Source organism: Staphylococcus sp. GDY8P131P, assembly GCF_017891975.1.
Taxonomy (GTDB): domain Bacteria; phylum Bacillota; class Bacilli; order Staphylococcales; family Staphylococcaceae; genus Staphylococcus; species Staphylococcus nepalensis.
Genome location: NZ_JAESKF010000002.1, coordinates 334994 through 350303, shown reverse-complemented (window position 1 = coordinate 350303; position 15310 = coordinate 334994). Strand labels below are relative to the sequence as shown.

Here is a 15310-nt window from a genome sequence, read left to right as displayed (position 1 = left end):
CTCCCCTACTAATAATTATAATCATTTTAATTTAGTTATGATTTATATATATAAAATACCAATAATTGATAAAAAGCGCAAGTATTCTCGCCTCTTATTTATAATGATTATAATTAAGTAAAATATATTGTAACGCGATAATGGTTTTTGCATCTTCTAATACTTTATTATCTAGCATTGTTTGTATCTCACTCATATGATAGTATTCTAATTCTAAAAATTCATCCTCATCTAAATGCATTTCGCCATTTTTTAAATCTTTAGCTAAATATATAGATATTTTTTCATTTGAGAAACCTGGAGAACCATACATTTCTGAAATAAGTTCTAATTCTTCAGCAATATAACCGGTCTCTTCTTGGAGCTCACGTTTTGCTGCAGCTTCTCTCTCTTCCCCTTTTTCTAATTTACCAGCTGGGATTTCTAAAAGTGGTTTTTCACATGCTTTTCGAAATTGTTTGACTAATATAATCTTATCATCTGGCGTGATAGCACAAACAGCAACAGCGCCATTGTGATATATCAGCTCACGTTTAGAATTTTGACCGTCGGGTAGTTCAACATCGTGGACTTCCAAATCGATGATCGCGCCTTTATAAATGGAAGCTCTATGTATTGTTTTTTCAAATAAGTTCATAAATAATCACAGTCCTTTTAATTGGTTTAAGATATTGTTAAGATAAACACATTAGTAATTAAGGGGTTAGCGATTTAACAAATCAATGCGTTAAATGATTTATTTGTTTTTTAGCTATGTATAGATAGTTAATAATGAAAATGTTCATCTTACTTTATTATGTCTACGCCCTATTATTTAAGTGTATCGAAAGGAGAAACAACATGCAAAAAAATGTTTTAAAAAGTGGCATTGAAATTTCAGAGTTAGGTTTAGGTTGTATGAGTCTCGGCACTGATAAAAAGCAAGCAGAACCTATCATAGAACGTGCAATAGAACATGGTATCACGTATTTTGATACAGCTGATATGTATGATAAAGGTGTAAACGAAGCTATAGTAGGAGAAGCTTTAAAAAAATATCAAAACAGAGACGATATTGTAATTGGAACGAAAGTGGGTAATCGTTTGAAAGATGATGGCTCTACAACATGGGATCCTTCTAAATCTTATATTAAAGAAGCAGTTAAAGGTTCGCTACAACGATTAGGTTTAGACCACTTAGATTTATATCAATTGCATGGCGGAACAATCGGTGATCCTTTGGATGAAACGATTAGCGCCTTTGACGAATTAAAAAAGGAAGGCATCATACGAGCTTACGGTATCTCGTCAATTAGACCTAACGTGATTGATTATTATTTAAAACACAGCGACATCGAAACACTTATGTCTCAATTTAATTTAATTGATAACAGACCAGAGCCATTATTAGATGATGTGCATGCTAAAAAAGTAAAAGTCTTAGCTCGTGGGCCAGTATTTAAAGGCCTATTAACAGCAAAAAGTAATAGTGTGTTAGATTCAAAATTTAGCGAAGGTATTTTTGATTATACGTATCAAGAACTAGGAGAAACAATTGCTTCAATTAAAGAAATAGAAAGTAATTTAACTGCGCTTACCTTTAATTATTTAACCTCACACGATGCTTTAGGTTCTATTATCGTTGGTGCAAGTAGCCCAGAACAGCTAGACGAAAATGTAAACAACTACCTACATTCGAAAGATATAAGCCTAGAAAAATTAAAAGCAGCCCAAGATCGTGTTAAAGATTTAAACTATACACAGCATTTAAATTAATTCTTTTTTCATTTAGTCAAAAACGTTAGGTTCCAAGTTATAAGGAACTTGACGTTTTTTTATTTTGTAAAAATAGCGTTATTAGAAATAAATAGTTTAAGTTCATCTTTTGTCAGCAGCAGTAGACTCAAACTTAAAAACGCCTATCTCCTTTTTAGAATACAATTCAATTGTTAGCTAAAATAGCACAACTTTCATAGATACCATTTTTGACTATCCCATTCACCTGAATTATCCGAAGTAATACGCCTTATGTTATTTGGATATAACTATTTGCTTTAAACTTTTTTAAACTAAAAAGAGTATAAAAGTTATAGAACTCTAGCTTAATAATAAAAAAATTATTTGATATATTGGATTTATCATTTAGACATTGTGTAAAAAGGTTAAGCTTTGTTTTTAAACAATGACACAAAGTTTTTTTCAATAAAACGAGGTAGTAATTGATAAAACTTTAGCATGATATGCATCCATTTGGGTTCGTTGAGTTCTATCTTTTTGTTTATGATACTATTAATAATTTGGTCTGCTAATACATCAGGATTAAGCATCATTTTTTTATATTTTTGAGCAAACTTTAAGGTTGGGTCTGCTTTATCATGGAACGGTGTTGCTATTGGGCCAGTGTTGACAGTCATGACATGATAATTTGGTTTTTCTATGCGTAATGCGTTTAACACTTGATTCAAGGCCGCTTTACTTCCGCCATAATGCGCTGCATAGCCTTGTGTTAAAAAAGCAGATTGGCTACCAATACCAACAATAGAAGGATTTTTAGATAGATAAGGTTGTAACACTTTTAATAAAATATTAAAATGGACCACATTTAAATTATAGGTTTCTTGCATTTCAGTTACTGTATGGTTTTCTATTGATTTAAAATAACCTAGTCCGGAACTATAGATGAAACCATCAATTTTTGTATGTTTAAAATGCATATCTAAATCTAAAATTTGTGCTTGAGATTGTAAATCACATTTGATTATAGTTAAGTGATTTGTGTCGTATTGCGCTTTAATGTAATTTAATTTCTCTGGGTTTCTTGCAAGCACTGTTACATACACGCTTTTATGAAGTAGTGACTGTAAAATAGATTGACCTAACCCGCTTGTGCCACCTGTTAAAACATAATGTTTACCAATCATAATGAAATCCCTACCTTTTTGAACTTAGTACTAGTATATGTATTGAATTGCATTTTGTCATGCATTTTTTAAAATTATTAGCCATATTTTAAAACTATGTTAGTATGGAAACATAAAAAACAAAGGGGAAGTGAAGTCTTTACATGAAACTCGTATTTTATGGTGCTGGTAATATGGCACATGCAATATTTACAGGAATTGTTAACTCTAAAGTAATTGATTCCGATAAAATTTATTTAACCAATCGATCTAATGAAGTAGCATTAAAAGCATATGCAGACGAATTAGGCGTTAATTATAGTTATGACGACGCCGCTTTATTAAAAGATGCTGATTATGTGTTTTTAGGCACTAAACCGTATGATTTTGATAGTTTAGCTGAGCGAATTAAACCTCATATCAACGAAAAAAATAAATTTATTTCAATCATGGCTGGGTTACCGATTAGTTATATTAAAGATAAATTAGAAACAAGCAATCCTATCGCACGTACTATGCCAAATACTAACGCTCAAGTAGGACATTCCGTAACCGGTATTAGTTTCTCAAATAATTTCGGAGCTAAATCTAAAGAAGAAGTTGATGATTTAATAAATGCGTTTGGCTCTGCTATTGAAGTTTCAGAAGATAATTTGCATCAAGTTACAGCCATTACAGGTAGTGGGCCAGCCTTTTTATATCATGTATTTGAACAATACGTTACTGCTGGTACGCGTTTGGGCCTAGAAAAATCCCAAGTAGAAGAATCCATTCGTAATTTAATTATAGGTACAAGTAAAATGATTGAACGTTCAGAATTAAGTATGGAACAGTTAAGAAAGAATATTACTTCTAAAGGTGGAACGACTCAATCAGGACTTAATGCGTTAGCAGAGCACGACATCGAAGGTATTTTTGAAGATTGTCTACGTGCTGCAGTTAATAGAAGTATTGAATTATCAAACCAAGATAATGATTAAGCATAATTGTAATTTAAATTGCAATAAAAAACTATTGATTTTTAAAACTAAAGCATATTAACTTTGAGATTCATTTATGTTTGTTACACGGAAACGGGACAGGAAATCTGATTAAAAACCAGACTTTCTGCCCCGCTTTTTTAATGGAAATAGACTTTACATTTGCATTCCAGTTACCTAGTGCTACTATGATATTCGAGATTGAAATATTATTTATTTCTCAATCCTATTTTCAAAACTGCCATGAATCAAAATCACTAACAAAATTAAATGGCGGTGTATCATCTAAAGATTTTAATCTTTTACTAATTTCATTAACTTCTTCTTTGGTATAACGATTACTGATATGCGTAATCAAACTATAGTCTACTTGAGCTTCTCTGATTAATTCAAAAACGTCATCAATATGGCTGTGATGATAACTATTAGCCAATGTTTTGTCACCCTCTATATATGTGCTTTCGTGTACCATTACTGTCGCATCGCGTGCGATAAGCAATTCGTTTTTACATGGCATTGTATCACCAAATATCGCTACAACTGGCCCTTTTGTAGCATCATCTTTAAAGTCGTTGGAATTATATATTGTTCCTTTGTATTCGAATGTTTCATTATTTTTAACATCTTGATATTTAGGTCCAGGTTCTAAACCAATTTTTTTAAGTGCTTCAACATTAATTTTACCAGATTTATAGGGCGCTTCTACTCTGTATCCAAATGATGGTATGCCATGGTTTAGCATATACGCTTCAACATTAAAACCGTTGTGTTGGTAAGATAGTTGTTCTTCTATCTCGATATATGTAACAGGATAATTTAACTTAGATTCTGATAAATTAAGTGTAGTTTCTACATACGACTTTATACCTTTAGGCCCAATAATTGTAAGTGGTTTACCTTCTCCGCCCTGGAAAGAGCGACTTGTTAATAAACCAGGCAATCCAAAAATATGGTCTCCGTGCATATGCGTAATAAAAATGTGATCTACTTTCCCTAATTTAATTGAGTGATGCAGTATTTGATGTTGTGTCCCTTCACCGACATCAAAAAGCCAAATACTATTACAATAAGGCTCTAAATTTAAAGCAATTGCCTGCGTATTTCTGTCTTTAGTTGGTAGACCAGCACTTGTCCCAAAAAACGTAATTTCCATGCATATGCCTCCTCTTCTGCTTCATATTTTATCATATAAAAGAACGAAAAATATAATAAAATATGATAACACAAGCAAAATTGTGGGAACATAGCAGTAGATTGGTCTATAATAAATACAGATTTAATAAAGAATTGAGGTTTTGATCTTGAATACTAGAAATAAAGATATCCCATGCTTAATAACTATTTTTGGAGCAACTGGTGATCTTAGTCACAGAAAATTATTTCCATCGCTATTCCATTTATATCAGCAAGAAAATTTGAATGAACATATTGCGATTGTTGGAATTGGTAGAAGAGACTTATCAAATGATGATTTCCGTAGTCAAGTGAAGTCGTCAATTCAAGAACATGTCAAAGACACTAAGCATCTAGATAAGTTTATGGAGCACGTATTTTATCACAAGCATGACGTAAGTGATGAAGCAAGTTATCAATCGTTATTAGAGTTTAGTAATAAATTAGATCATGAGTTCCAATTACAAGGCAATAGATTATTTTATTTAGCTATGGCGCCTAATTTCTTTGGTGTTATATCAGATTATTTAAAATCTTCTGGCTTAACAGATACAAGTGGTTTCAAACGTTTAGTCATTGAAAAACCGTTTGGTTCAGATTTAGAATCTGCTGAAGAATTAAATGAACAATTGCGTCATTCGTTTAAAGAAGAAGAAATTTATCGTATTGATCACTATCTAGGCAAAGACATGGTACAAAATATTGAAGTATTACGTTTTGCTAATGCGATGTTTGAACCGTTATGGAATAACAAATATATTTCAAATATCCAAGTTACTTCATCTGAGGTTTTAGGTGTTGAAGATAGAGGCGGTTACTATGAGTCTAGTGGTGCATTGAAAGATATGGTACAAAACCATATGTTACAAATGGTCGCCCTACTAGCAATGGAAGCACCCATCAGTCTGAAAAGTGAAGATATCAGAGCAGAAAAGGTAAAAGCTTTGAAATCACTACGTAAATTACAACCTGATGAAGTCCGTCAAAACTTTGTTCGTGGACAATACGATGAAGGTATCATTGAAGGTCAAAAGGTTAAGCGTTATAGAGACGAAGATCGCGTAGCTGAAGATTCTACTACACCAACCTTTGTTTCCGGTAAATTAACAATCGATAACTTTAGATGGGCTGGTGTGCCATTCTATATTAGAACTGGTAAACGCATGAAGAGTAAGACCATTCAAGTCGTTGTAGAATTTAAAGAAGTACCAATGAATCTATATTACAAAACAGATAAAAAATTAGATTCCAATTTATTAGTAATTAATATTCAACCTAACGAAGGCGTTTCACTTCATTTAAACGCCAAAAAAAATGTTCAAGGTATCGAAACTGAGCCAGTTCAATTATCATATGCGATGAGCGCACAAGATAAAATGAACACGGTAGATGCTTATGAAAATTTATTATTTGATTGTTTAAATGGTGATGCGACGAACTTTACGCATTGGGAAGAATTAAAATCAACTTGGAAATTTGTTGATGCGATTCAAGAAGAATGGAATCAAAGTGAACCAGAATTCCCTAACTACACTGCTGGGACAAACGGCCCATTAGCTAGTGAATTACTTTTAAGTAGAGATGGTTTCCATTGGTGGGACGATATACACTAATTTATAGTTTTTAAATATTGCAATAATACAAGTTTGAAATATAGCTTGTGTTGTTGCTTTTTTCTTATACCTCGTTTGTGTTATGATTTAGACTATTGATTGAATCATACATAAGTAATTTTTAACTTGTTTACATTTTATCCTATTTAATATTTTTGAGATGTCAGTAGAACAAAAATGATGTAAAATAGTATTAATCATCAATTATTCATAACATTATGTATAGAAACAAAGTTAAATATATACTTGTATTTAACTAAATTAGGAGTGAAAGTTTTGGACGTTATCAAGCAAATTCAACAGGCAATTGTGTATATTGAAGATCATTTGCTAGAGCCTCTATATTTGCAAGCATTGAGTGATTACGTTGGTCTTTCACCGTTCCATATTGACCAATCATTTAAAATGATTGTGGGCCAGTCACCAACAGAATATGCTAGATCAAGAAGATTAACTTTAGCAGCCAAAGATATTTTAAGCGGTTCAACGCGCTTGGTGGATGTCGCAAAAAAGTACAACTACAAAGATACTAATGATTTTGCCAATGATTTTAGTGACTTTCATGGCGTTTCTCCTATTCAAGTCAATACAAAACGAGACGAATTAAAAATGCAACCAAGGCTTTATATTAAACTTACTACTACTGAACGTGCACCCTATACGTATCGTTTGGAAGATACGCCAGGTATTTCATTAGTAGGTTATGCTAAATTTTTAGATTCAGAGGAAATAGATAACCCTTATAAAGTACCTGATTTCTTAGAAGATTTATTGGTTGAAGGTAAAATTAAAGAATTACAACGATATAATGATGTCAGTCCATATGAACTATTTGTGGTTAACTGCCCACTTGATCAAGGCATGGAAATATTTGTAGGTGTTCCTAGTGAACGTTATCCTGCACATTTAGAAGATCGATTTTTACCTGAAAGACAATATGCTAAATTCAACTTACAGGGTGAAATAGACTATGTCATTAATGAAGCTTGGTATTATATTGAAACGAGTCTCCAAATGACTTTACCTTATGAGCATAATAGTCTGTATGTTGAAATATACCCATTTGATATTTCTTTCGACAACCCTTTCACGAAAGTCCAATTATGGATGCCTGTCGATCAAGAACAATATAATAAATTAGATTATTAAGCATTTAAATAAAATAATAAACACTACCACTCTTTAATTTATATATTATAATATTTTTGTATCATACCGGCAGTGGTTTGGCCGACTCCTGAGAGAAGAGCGCTAGCTGAATACTACAGGCTAAATCAGTGTCCACGAAAAGCGTACAAAAAAACTGCCAACAAAATTGGAGACTTTGTCGACAGTTTGAGACAAGAGCCCTAGCTCTTGTCTTTTTTTTGTTTACATTGAAATCATTGTGGTTTTTAACATACTGATTGCTTAAGTAGGATATTAAGAGTGAGATACTGCAGCTTGAACTATAATACTAAGATAAGTATTCAGATCCAAAATTAGAAATTTTTTCTTCTAATAAAATGAAGATGCGTTTTATTTTTTATGATCTGTCCGTTTTTTAATTTGTTTATTGAGCAAATTCACTAAATTCACTTATATTCTAATCACAAACGATTCGTATGGTTGAATGTTTTCAACATCTGGGAAGCTATGCTTATAATTGTGTAATAATATATTTTCTTGTTTGAAATTGATTGGATAATTAAGTGTTGCTTTTTTATCTGTTAAATTACCAACTACCAAAACCATTTGGTTACCCAATTCTCTTGTATAAGCAAATATTTGACTGTTGTCTGGATCTACTAAATTAAATATACCGTAAGAAAAAATGTCATGAGATTTTTTCAAGTTAATTAATGACTTATAAAAGTTTAAAATTGAATCTGGGTCATCTTGTTGTTGTGCAACATTAATTGTTTTATAGTTTGGATTGACTGGGAACCAAGGTTCTACTTGGGAGAACCCTGCAAAATCAGAATCGTCCCATTGCATCGGTGTACGTGAATTATCCCTATTTTCCACCTTGTGTTTATCTAATAGTTTTGTAACATCTCCACCTTGTTTTTTGACGATTTTATATTCGTTTACTACGGCTACGTCATTAAAGGTCTCAATATCTTTAAATGGGTAATTTGTCATACCGATTTCTTGCCCTTGATAGATAAACGGTGTCCCTTGTTGTAAAAAGTAAACAATAGCATGACTTGTAGCTGACTCAAACCAATAATATGTATCGTCTCCCCAAGTTGATACACGACGAGGTTGGTCATGGTTTTCTATAAATAATGCGTTCCATCCAACATTTTCAAGTTTTTTCTGCCAATGATTCAGCACTTTTTTATAAGCATTTACGTCAAATTTGATATCGCCAGAATTCCATAAACCTAAATGTTCAAATTGAAAGATCATATTAAATTTTCCGATTTGTTCACCAACCCATAGCTCAGCATCATCAGGGCTCACACCATTTGCTTCTCCTACAGTCATAATATCGTATTTACTCAACGACTTAGCTTTCATCTCTTGTAGCCAAGTTTGAATGCCCGGCTGGTTCATATCAACTTCAAATGCTGGTGCATAAGTTTTACCTTCAGGCACATTTAAATCACCTGCTTCAAATGTTTTCTTAATATGAGTAATAGCGTCTATTCTAAAACCATCGATGCCTTTTTCAAACCACCAGTTCATCATATTAAAAATTGCATTTCTTACTTCGTCATTTGCCCAATTTAAGTCTGGTTGTTTTTTACTAAATAAATGAAAATAATATTGACCAGTATGTTCATCAAACTCCCATGTAGAACCATTAAATATACTTTCCCAATTATTTGGTTCAGAGCCATCTGGTTTTGGATCTTTCCATATATACCAGTCTCTTTTAGGATTATCTATACTAGATTTTGATTCTATAAACCATGGATGTTCATCTGACGTATGATTAACTACTAAATCTAAAATTAATTTCATGTCTCTTTGGTGCACTGCTTCTAACAGTTGGTTGAAATCTGACATCGTTCCAAATTCATCCATAATATCTTTATAATCACTAATATCATAACCATTGTCATCATTAGGGGATTTATACATTGGACTAAGCCAAATCACATCAATGCCTAAATCATAAAGATAATCTAATTTTTCTATAACACCTGTTAAATCACCAATACCATCATTATTTGTATCTTTAAAACTTCGTGGATAAACTTGGTAAGCAACAGCTTCTTTCCACCATTGTTTAATCATATAGATGCTCCTTTATATGTATGGATTTAAGTTTATTAATTTTCGTAACTATTTCAATATTTTGTTTCTTTATTTTTGGATTTTTAATCAATGCTACTAATTTTAATCTAGCACGTTCTCTCAAAGATTTTGAAAATATCTCTACCGTTATTTAAGGAGATGTCGCAAATCTTGTTATATAATATTTGCTAATAGTATTAGTATGTATATCATCTGTAATTTTAATGTTTAAATACTAAGTAGAAGATGATTTAACATAGTACCAGATATAATTATACCAGTTGGCAATTTATGTATTGATATTAAGGTATTCAAATAGTTTTTATTCGCCCTATATCTATATCAATCAATTTAATATCGCTGTAACTTCATTAAATTGAAATATGTTTTGCAAACCGCAGATTATATCTTTAACAACTTGATATTTATCTTTTTCAGCTAAAAACAATAAACGTGTATGATTTTGTTGTATAAGGTAGTTAGTTAATGATTCAGAAGTCATCATTATCATCTAAAGATTTACCCATTACTGCATAAGGTGCTTTATGTAATTTTAATAAATTAGTGCTTTTATCAAGTTCTATAGGATATAATAAAATAAATTCGTCCACTGAATGATGAAAAATCATATATTTAACTTCTTCATCTCTGCTACTGAGGGCTAAATTATTATTTAGTTGCATGATTAGCGTAATGAATAAGTAAATAAAAGTCAAAAGATATATGCAATCGTTTGCATAAAAATCAATGTTACTAACCTGTATTGTGTTGGAGGTAAAGTTGTATATTTATTGTTATTGATAACAAGTAATATGTTAAAAAATATATTCTATTTTCATTTTGTTTACAAATCGTATTCTATCATTCATAGGAGTTAAGATTGACATTTACATTGTTAGTGAGAATTGAGCCGTATTATATTTAAAAACATAAGGTTTTAAATATAAAGAGAGCCAACCCGATATTACGGGTTGGCCCTCTTATTTTGAACATGGGTATTTATATCCCAAGCGCTATGCTTTGCTTAAATCGTCAATTATATACGTAATCTAGTCTTCAATCCATTGTGTATGGAATATGCCAGAACGATCTTTACGTTCATAAGTATGCGCACCAAAATAATCACGTTGTGCTTGGATTAAGTTAGCAGGTAAGTTTTCTGAACGGTAACTATCATAATAGTTAATGCTTGCAGAGAAACCTGGCGTAGGGACGCCATTTTGTACACCTGTTGCTACTACATCACGTAAAGCATCTTGATAATTCGTTACAATATCTTTGAAATAAGGATCTAATAATAAATTTTGTAAATCTTTATCATTATCATATGCTTCTTTTATTTTTTGTAAAAATTGTGCACGGATAATGCAACCTTCGCGCCAAATCATAGCTAATTCACCAAGTTGAAGTTCCCATTCGTTGTCTTCACTTGCTTTTCTCATTTGAGCAAAACCTTGTGCATAAGAACATATTTTACTCATGTAAAGCGCTTTGCGAATTTTTTCTAGAAATGCTTCTTTGTTTCCTTCAAATTTAGCATTTGGGCCATTTAATTGTTTTGAAGCATTTATACGTTCTTCTTTAATTGAAGAGATAAAACGAGCAAATACAGATTCAGTAATAATAGTCAATGGAATACCTAATTCTAATGCGTTGATAGATGTCCATTTACCTGTACCTTTTTGACCAGCAGTATCTAAGATTTGTTCAACTAAAGGTCCATCAGTTTCATCATCTAATTTATTGAAAATGTCACCAGTAATCTCAATTAAGTAACTTGATAATTCACCAGCATTCCAATCTTTAAATGTTTGCGCTATATCTTCGTGAGACATACCTAGTAAATCTTTCATCATTGCATAACTTTCAGCAATTAATTGCATATCAGCGTATTCTATGCCATTATGAACCATTTTAACATAATGACCAGCGCCATTAGGTCCAATATAAGCTACACATGGTGCGCCGTCTTTTGCTTTTGCTGAAATTGCTTCTAAGATATGACTGACTTTATCAAATGCGTCTTTTTGTCCACCAGGCATAAGTGAAGGTCCTGTTAATGCACCAACTTCACCGCCAGATACACCCATACCAATGAAATTAACGCCACTTTCAGCAAGTGCTTTATTACGTCTAATTGTATCTTGATAATTTGTATTACCACCATCGATTAAGATATCATCATCATCTAATAACGGTAACAATGTATCAATCGTTGCATCAGTAGCAGCGCCTGCTTTTACCATTAATAAAATCTTACGGGGTTTTTCTAAAGAATTTACGAATTCTTCCATTGAATATGTTGGATGTATATTTTTTCCTTCAGATTCTTTGACCATTTCGTCTGTTTTTTCAGAAGAACGGTTAAAAACTGAAACGCTATATCCACGTGATTCAATATTCCAAGCAAGGTTTTTACCCATTACGGCTAAACCTACTACACCAATTTGTTGTGTCATTTAACTAACCTCTCTTATTAAAGTTTTCTAGTATATTGTATCACAAAGGTAACTAAGTATTCACTTAATCAGTTTATAGTCTGCAAATTTAATACATGATTAATACTTAAAAGTTGTTCGGCCAGTAAGTTTAAAGATTGAACCGAGATTCTTTCTTCTGTTGTATGAATATTTTCATAGCCCACACCTAAAATAACAGTTGGTATACCAAGTTCGTTTATTATATTACCATCTGACCCTCCGCCTGCGATAACAGTATTGGCTTCTAATCCTAGAGAAGAGGCACTAGCTTTTGCCACAGTAGTTACTTTTGAGTCATCAGACAATTTAAACCCAGGATAACTTTTCGTTATATCTACTTCTGCATGGCCATCGTATTTCTTAGCTATCGTTTCGAATACAGATTTCATGTGATTGACTTGCTTGATGATACTTTCTTCTGAATGGGAACGTGCTTCTGCGTTCAGAGTTACTTTATCAGCTACTATATTGGTTGCTGAACCTCCTTCAAAGCGACCAATATTCGCCGTAGTATAAGTATCAATTTGGCCTAAATTCATTTCGCTAACAGCTTTAGCAGCAATGTTGATAGCACTTATCCCTTTAGTAGGCGTGCTTGCATGCGCGGTTTTACCATATATTGTTGTATTTATTTTCATTTGAGTCGGTGCACCGATAACAGTTGTGCCTACAGGTACGCTTGCATCTATTGCGTAACCGTAATCTGAATCTAGTAATGATTGATCGAGAAATTTAGCACCTTTTAAACCAATTTCTTCGCCTACAGTTAAAATAAATTGTATTTGACCATGAGGTATATTCTTTTCAGAAAGAACGCGAATAAATTCTAAAATTGCAGCTAATCCTGCTTTATCGTCTGCACCTAATATGGTGGATCCATCCGAATATATGTATCCATCGTCTTTCACTGTTGGATTGACGCTTTGACCAGGCACTACGGTGTCCATATGGCTTGTAAAATATATTTTGTCGAGAGAGGCTAAATTGGGCGTAGCTTTTAATGTACATATTAAATTATTTGCCCCTAAATCAGTCTCACTACTTGCGTTATCTTCAACCATTTCTATATTATACATTTCTAAGATAGCTTTGAGATAGCTTTGAATTGGTTGCTCATTACCGCTTTCTGAGTCGATTTTCACTAATTCTAAAAACGTATCTAAAAGACGTTGTTTATTTATCATTATTAAATCCCCTTTTCTACATCGTGATTACTTATATTAGTTTACATAAATACAAAGTTAAGAAAAACTAATATGTTTATACGTATAACGCGTATTATGATATAATAATGCAGTGAAAGTGATGTATTATTGTAATCAAGAGAATGATTTAATTTGAAAAAGTGAAATGCTTATATAAGATTTGGAGGAATAAACTTTGAATAACAACAAAGTATTAAGAGTTATTATTGTAATAATGTTAGTGGCCGTAGTACTTGCATTAATATTAACAAGTATTGTTCCTTTAACAAGTTAAAATAAAAAATTTGAACTGATTAAAAAACAGATTTTGTTAAAATATCATTTAACGGTTTAGGTGTTATTGATGCCATCGTTAAATGATATTTTTTTTAATCTAATTTTAAAAACTAGCTAAAAAACTTGCAACGTCAATATCATACGTTTATCTATAATATTGATGAGGAGAATACCTAGAATCAAAATGCGTCTATGGATATAAGTTATGAGCGTTGTAATACGATTATAAAGTTGGTTAGCAATTAAGTATAAACTTGAGTTCACATGTCATATACCCCTATTGATTCCTTTATATAAAAAAGAGACCCAGATAGGTCTCTTCAGATTGCTTGTAAAAAAATTTCAACGTTTGCACCTTTTCTAATTATACTTGCCAGAGCTATACAAAATCTTTAAAAAGATAGATTTTTATGCTTTCTCACTATACAAGTTAAGGTGATCAATTTGTATATGTTTCGCTTTTTATTATTTTATGAAAGGTTTGGTAGTTTTTTATTTTTGTGCAGTTTTAAAGAACCAAATTGTGATTTGACTTCTAAATATTTTTCCAATTCATTTAACAATTGCATCATATTCGCTCTCGTTCTAAAAGAAGCATGTGATTTTGGTAAATCTAATTGATTTAGTTCTATTCTTATTTCATATAAAGAATGCAATCTTAACACTGTATAATCATTACTATTTACATTTGTAGCAACTTCAGAAAATAAGCCACATATTTTTGACAAAATTGCATCTTGCGTTTCAATATGATTAATCATTTTAGCCATTCTTTCTAATAATTCTAGTTGTTCTTCTCTCATATCAAAATAGTGGTAATAAGAATTTTCGTTACGAACAAAATGGTTTTTAACATCTCTAAAGGCTATTGATTTTGCTTTTTGAATTGTGAGTTGTAATTGATTAAAAGAAATATTTAAAGTTTGCTTTGGGTCTTTACACGTAGCGCTGAATCTTTCAAATATAACTATAAATTGACTTTCTATTTCGTCTTTATATTGCTTTAATTTAAAATCTAAGCTAGGCATGATTAAGTTCATTATAAAAGCAATACCAAGACCTACAATTAACAGTAAAACTTCATTTATAAATAAGTGTATATCGATGGTATTTGCGTTAAACACGTGAAGTAGGATAACGCAACTTGTTACCACTCCTTCTTGTACTTTGAAAACTACAGTGAGTGGTATAAACAGAAGTACGATGAGTCCGAGTACAATGGCACTTTGACCTAAGTAACTAAAAACGAAAGATCCTATAATTAAGATTAATAAACATGAGACAAACCGAGATACAATTGCTTGTAGAGAGTGTACTTTCGTGTGCTTAATACAAAGCACAACTAAAATGGCACTAGAAGCAAAATTATCTAAACCTATGAATTTAGCGATAATAATCCCCAGTGCCATGCCGATAGCTGTTTTAATTGTTCTAAATCCGATTCGATATGGATTTAACCGCGACATCGATTTATCC

At 31.8% G+C, this 15310-nt stretch carries 14 protein-coding genes; 5 read left to right on the top strand and 9 right to left on the bottom strand.

Features of this window, described 5'->3' with window-relative positions:
• Positions 1-94: 94 nt before the first annotated feature.
• On the bottom strand, positions 95-637 hold the full coding sequence (locus tag KA894_RS02290) for an NUDIX hydrolase (protein WP_096809609.1): 543 nt from the start codon (positions 635-637) through the stop codon (positions 95-97).
• 203 nt (positions 638-840) lie between these two features.
• Here KA894_RS02290 and KA894_RS02285 point away from each other — a divergent pair, with 203 nt between their 5' ends.
• Positions 841-1755, top strand: coding sequence for an aldo/keto reductase (locus KA894_RS02285; protein WP_096809607.1), 915 nt, complete (start codon positions 841-843; stop codon positions 1753-1755).
• 386 nt (positions 1756-2141) lie between these two features.
• On the opposite strand, the gene KA894_RS02280 is transcribed toward KA894_RS02285, so the two are convergent.
• Complete coding sequence (locus KA894_RS02280) at positions 2142-2900, bottom strand: SDR family NAD(P)-dependent oxidoreductase (protein WP_096809605.1); 759 nt, start codon at positions 2898-2900, stop codon at positions 2142-2144.
• 143 nt (positions 2901-3043) lie between these two features.
• Here KA894_RS02280 and proC point away from each other — a divergent pair, with 143 nt between their 5' ends.
• Positions 3044-3859, top strand: a complete 816-nt coding sequence (gene proC / locus KA894_RS02275) for a pyrroline-5-carboxylate reductase (RefSeq protein WP_096809603.1) — start codon at positions 3044-3046, stop codon at positions 3857-3859.
• Between the two features lie 232 nt (positions 3860-4091).
• On the opposite strand, the gene rnz is transcribed toward proC, so the two are convergent.
• The gene (gene rnz, locus KA894_RS02270) at positions 4092-5012 is read right to left on the bottom strand and encodes a ribonuclease Z (protein ID WP_096809600.1); all 921 of its coding nucleotides are present in this window, start codon (positions 5010-5012) and stop codon (positions 4092-4094) included.
• A gap of 148 nt (positions 5013-5160) precedes the next feature.
• Between rnz and zwf the strand changes: the two genes are divergently transcribed.
• Together zwf and KA894_RS02260 are read left to right on the top strand one after the other, a co-directional pair.
• Positions 5161-6645, top strand: coding sequence for a glucose-6-phosphate dehydrogenase (gene zwf / locus KA894_RS02265; protein ID WP_096809597.1), 1485 nt, complete (start codon positions 5161-5163; stop codon positions 6643-6645).
• A gap of 276 nt (positions 6646-6921) precedes the next feature.
• A complete protein-coding gene (locus KA894_RS02260; RefSeq protein WP_096809595.1) occupies positions 6922-7794 on the top strand; it encodes an AraC family transcriptional regulator in 873 nt (290 codons plus the stop codon).
• 429 nt (positions 7795-8223) lie between these two features.
• Here the strand turns inward: KA894_RS02260 and KA894_RS02255 are convergent, their stop codons facing one another.
• The 5 genes from KA894_RS02255 to KA894_RS02235 all read right to left on the bottom strand — a co-directional run bounded on the left by KA894_RS02255 (position 8224) and on the right by KA894_RS02235 (position 13537).
• Positions 8224-9873, bottom strand: a complete 1650-nt coding sequence (locus KA894_RS02255; protein ID WP_210133682.1) for a glycoside hydrolase family 13 protein — start codon at positions 9871-9873, stop codon at positions 8224-8226.
• A 346-nt stretch (positions 9874-10219) separates the two neighbouring features.
• On the bottom strand, positions 10220-10384 hold the full coding sequence (locus KA894_RS02250; protein ID WP_157772542.1) for a hypothetical protein: 165 nt from the start codon (positions 10382-10384) through the stop codon (positions 10220-10222).
• Positions 10365-10502 (bottom strand): hypothetical protein, encoded by a 138-nt coding sequence (locus tag KA894_RS02245; protein ID WP_157772541.1) that lies wholly within the window; start codon positions 10500-10502, stop codon positions 10365-10367. The genes KA894_RS02250 and KA894_RS02245 overlap by 20 nt, the downstream gene beginning before the upstream one ends.
• A 420-nt stretch (positions 10503-10922) precedes the next feature.
• The gene (gene gndA / locus KA894_RS02240; protein ID WP_096809590.1) at positions 10923-12332 is read right to left on the bottom strand and encodes an NADP-dependent phosphogluconate dehydrogenase; all 1410 of its coding nucleotides are present in this window, start codon (positions 12330-12332) and stop codon (positions 10923-10925) included.
• A gap of 68 nt (positions 12333-12400) precedes the next feature.
• Entirely contained in the window at positions 12401-13537 is a 1137-nt protein-coding gene (locus tag KA894_RS02235) for a M20/M25/M40 family metallo-hydrolase (protein ID WP_103373659.1), read from the bottom strand.
• 196 nt (positions 13538-13733) lie between these two features.
• On the opposite strand from KA894_RS02235, the gene prli42 reads away from it, so the two are divergent.
• Positions 13734-13832, top strand: coding sequence for a stressosome-associated protein Prli42 (gene prli42, locus KA894_RS02230; protein WP_157772540.1), 99 nt, complete (start codon positions 13734-13736; stop codon positions 13830-13832).
• Between the two features lie 472 nt (positions 13833-14304).
• Here the strand turns inward: prli42 and KA894_RS02225 are convergent, their stop codons facing one another.
• Positions 14305-15300, bottom strand: a complete 996-nt coding sequence (locus KA894_RS02225) for an aromatic acid exporter family protein (RefSeq protein ID WP_096809584.1) — start codon at positions 15298-15300, stop codon at positions 14305-14307.
• Positions 15301-15310 lie beyond the last annotated feature (10 nt).

What these genes read in the sequence shown, in the direction of transcription:
- KA894_RS02290 (WP_096809609.1), bottom strand. Translation starts at nt 637, where the DNA reads ATGAACTTATTTGAAAAAACAATACATAGAGCTTCCATTTATAAAGGC.
- KA894_RS02285 (WP_096809607.1), top strand. Translation starts at nt 841, where the DNA reads ATGCAAAAAAATGTTTTAAAAAGTGGCATTGAAATTTCAGAGTTAGGT.
- KA894_RS02280 (WP_096809605.1), bottom strand. Translation starts at nt 2,900, where the DNA reads ATGATTGGTAAACATTATGTTTTAACAGGTGGCACAAGCGGGTTAGGT.
- proC (WP_096809603.1), top strand. Translation starts at nt 3,044, where the DNA reads ATGAAACTCGTATTTTATGGTGCTGGTAATATGGCACATGCAATATTT.
- rnz (WP_096809600.1), bottom strand. Translation starts at nt 5,012, where the DNA reads ATGGAAATTACGTTTTTTGGGACAAGTGCTGGTCTACCAACTAAAGAC.
- KA894_RS02255 (WP_210133682.1), bottom strand. Translation starts at nt 9,873, where the DNA reads ATGATTAAACAATGGTGGAAAGAAGCTGTTGCTTACCAAGTTTATCCA.
- KA894_RS02250 (WP_157772542.1), bottom strand. Translation starts at nt 10,384, where the DNA reads ATGATAATGATGACTTCTGAATCATTAACTAACTACCTTATACAACAA.
- KA894_RS02245 (WP_157772541.1), bottom strand. Translation starts at nt 10,502, where the DNA reads ATGATTTTTCATCATTCAGTGGACGAATTTATTTTATTATATCCTATA.
- gndA (WP_096809590.1), bottom strand. Translation starts at nt 12,332, where the DNA reads ATGACACAACAAATTGGTGTAGTAGGTTTAGCCGTAATGGGTAAAAAC.
- KA894_RS02235 (WP_103373659.1), bottom strand. Translation starts at nt 13,537, where the DNA reads ATGATAAATAAACAACGTCTTTTAGATACGTTTTTAGAATTAGTGAAA.
- KA894_RS02225 (WP_096809584.1), bottom strand. Translation starts at nt 15,300, where the DNA reads ATGTCGCGGTTAAATCCATATCGAATCGGATTTAGAACAATTAAAACA.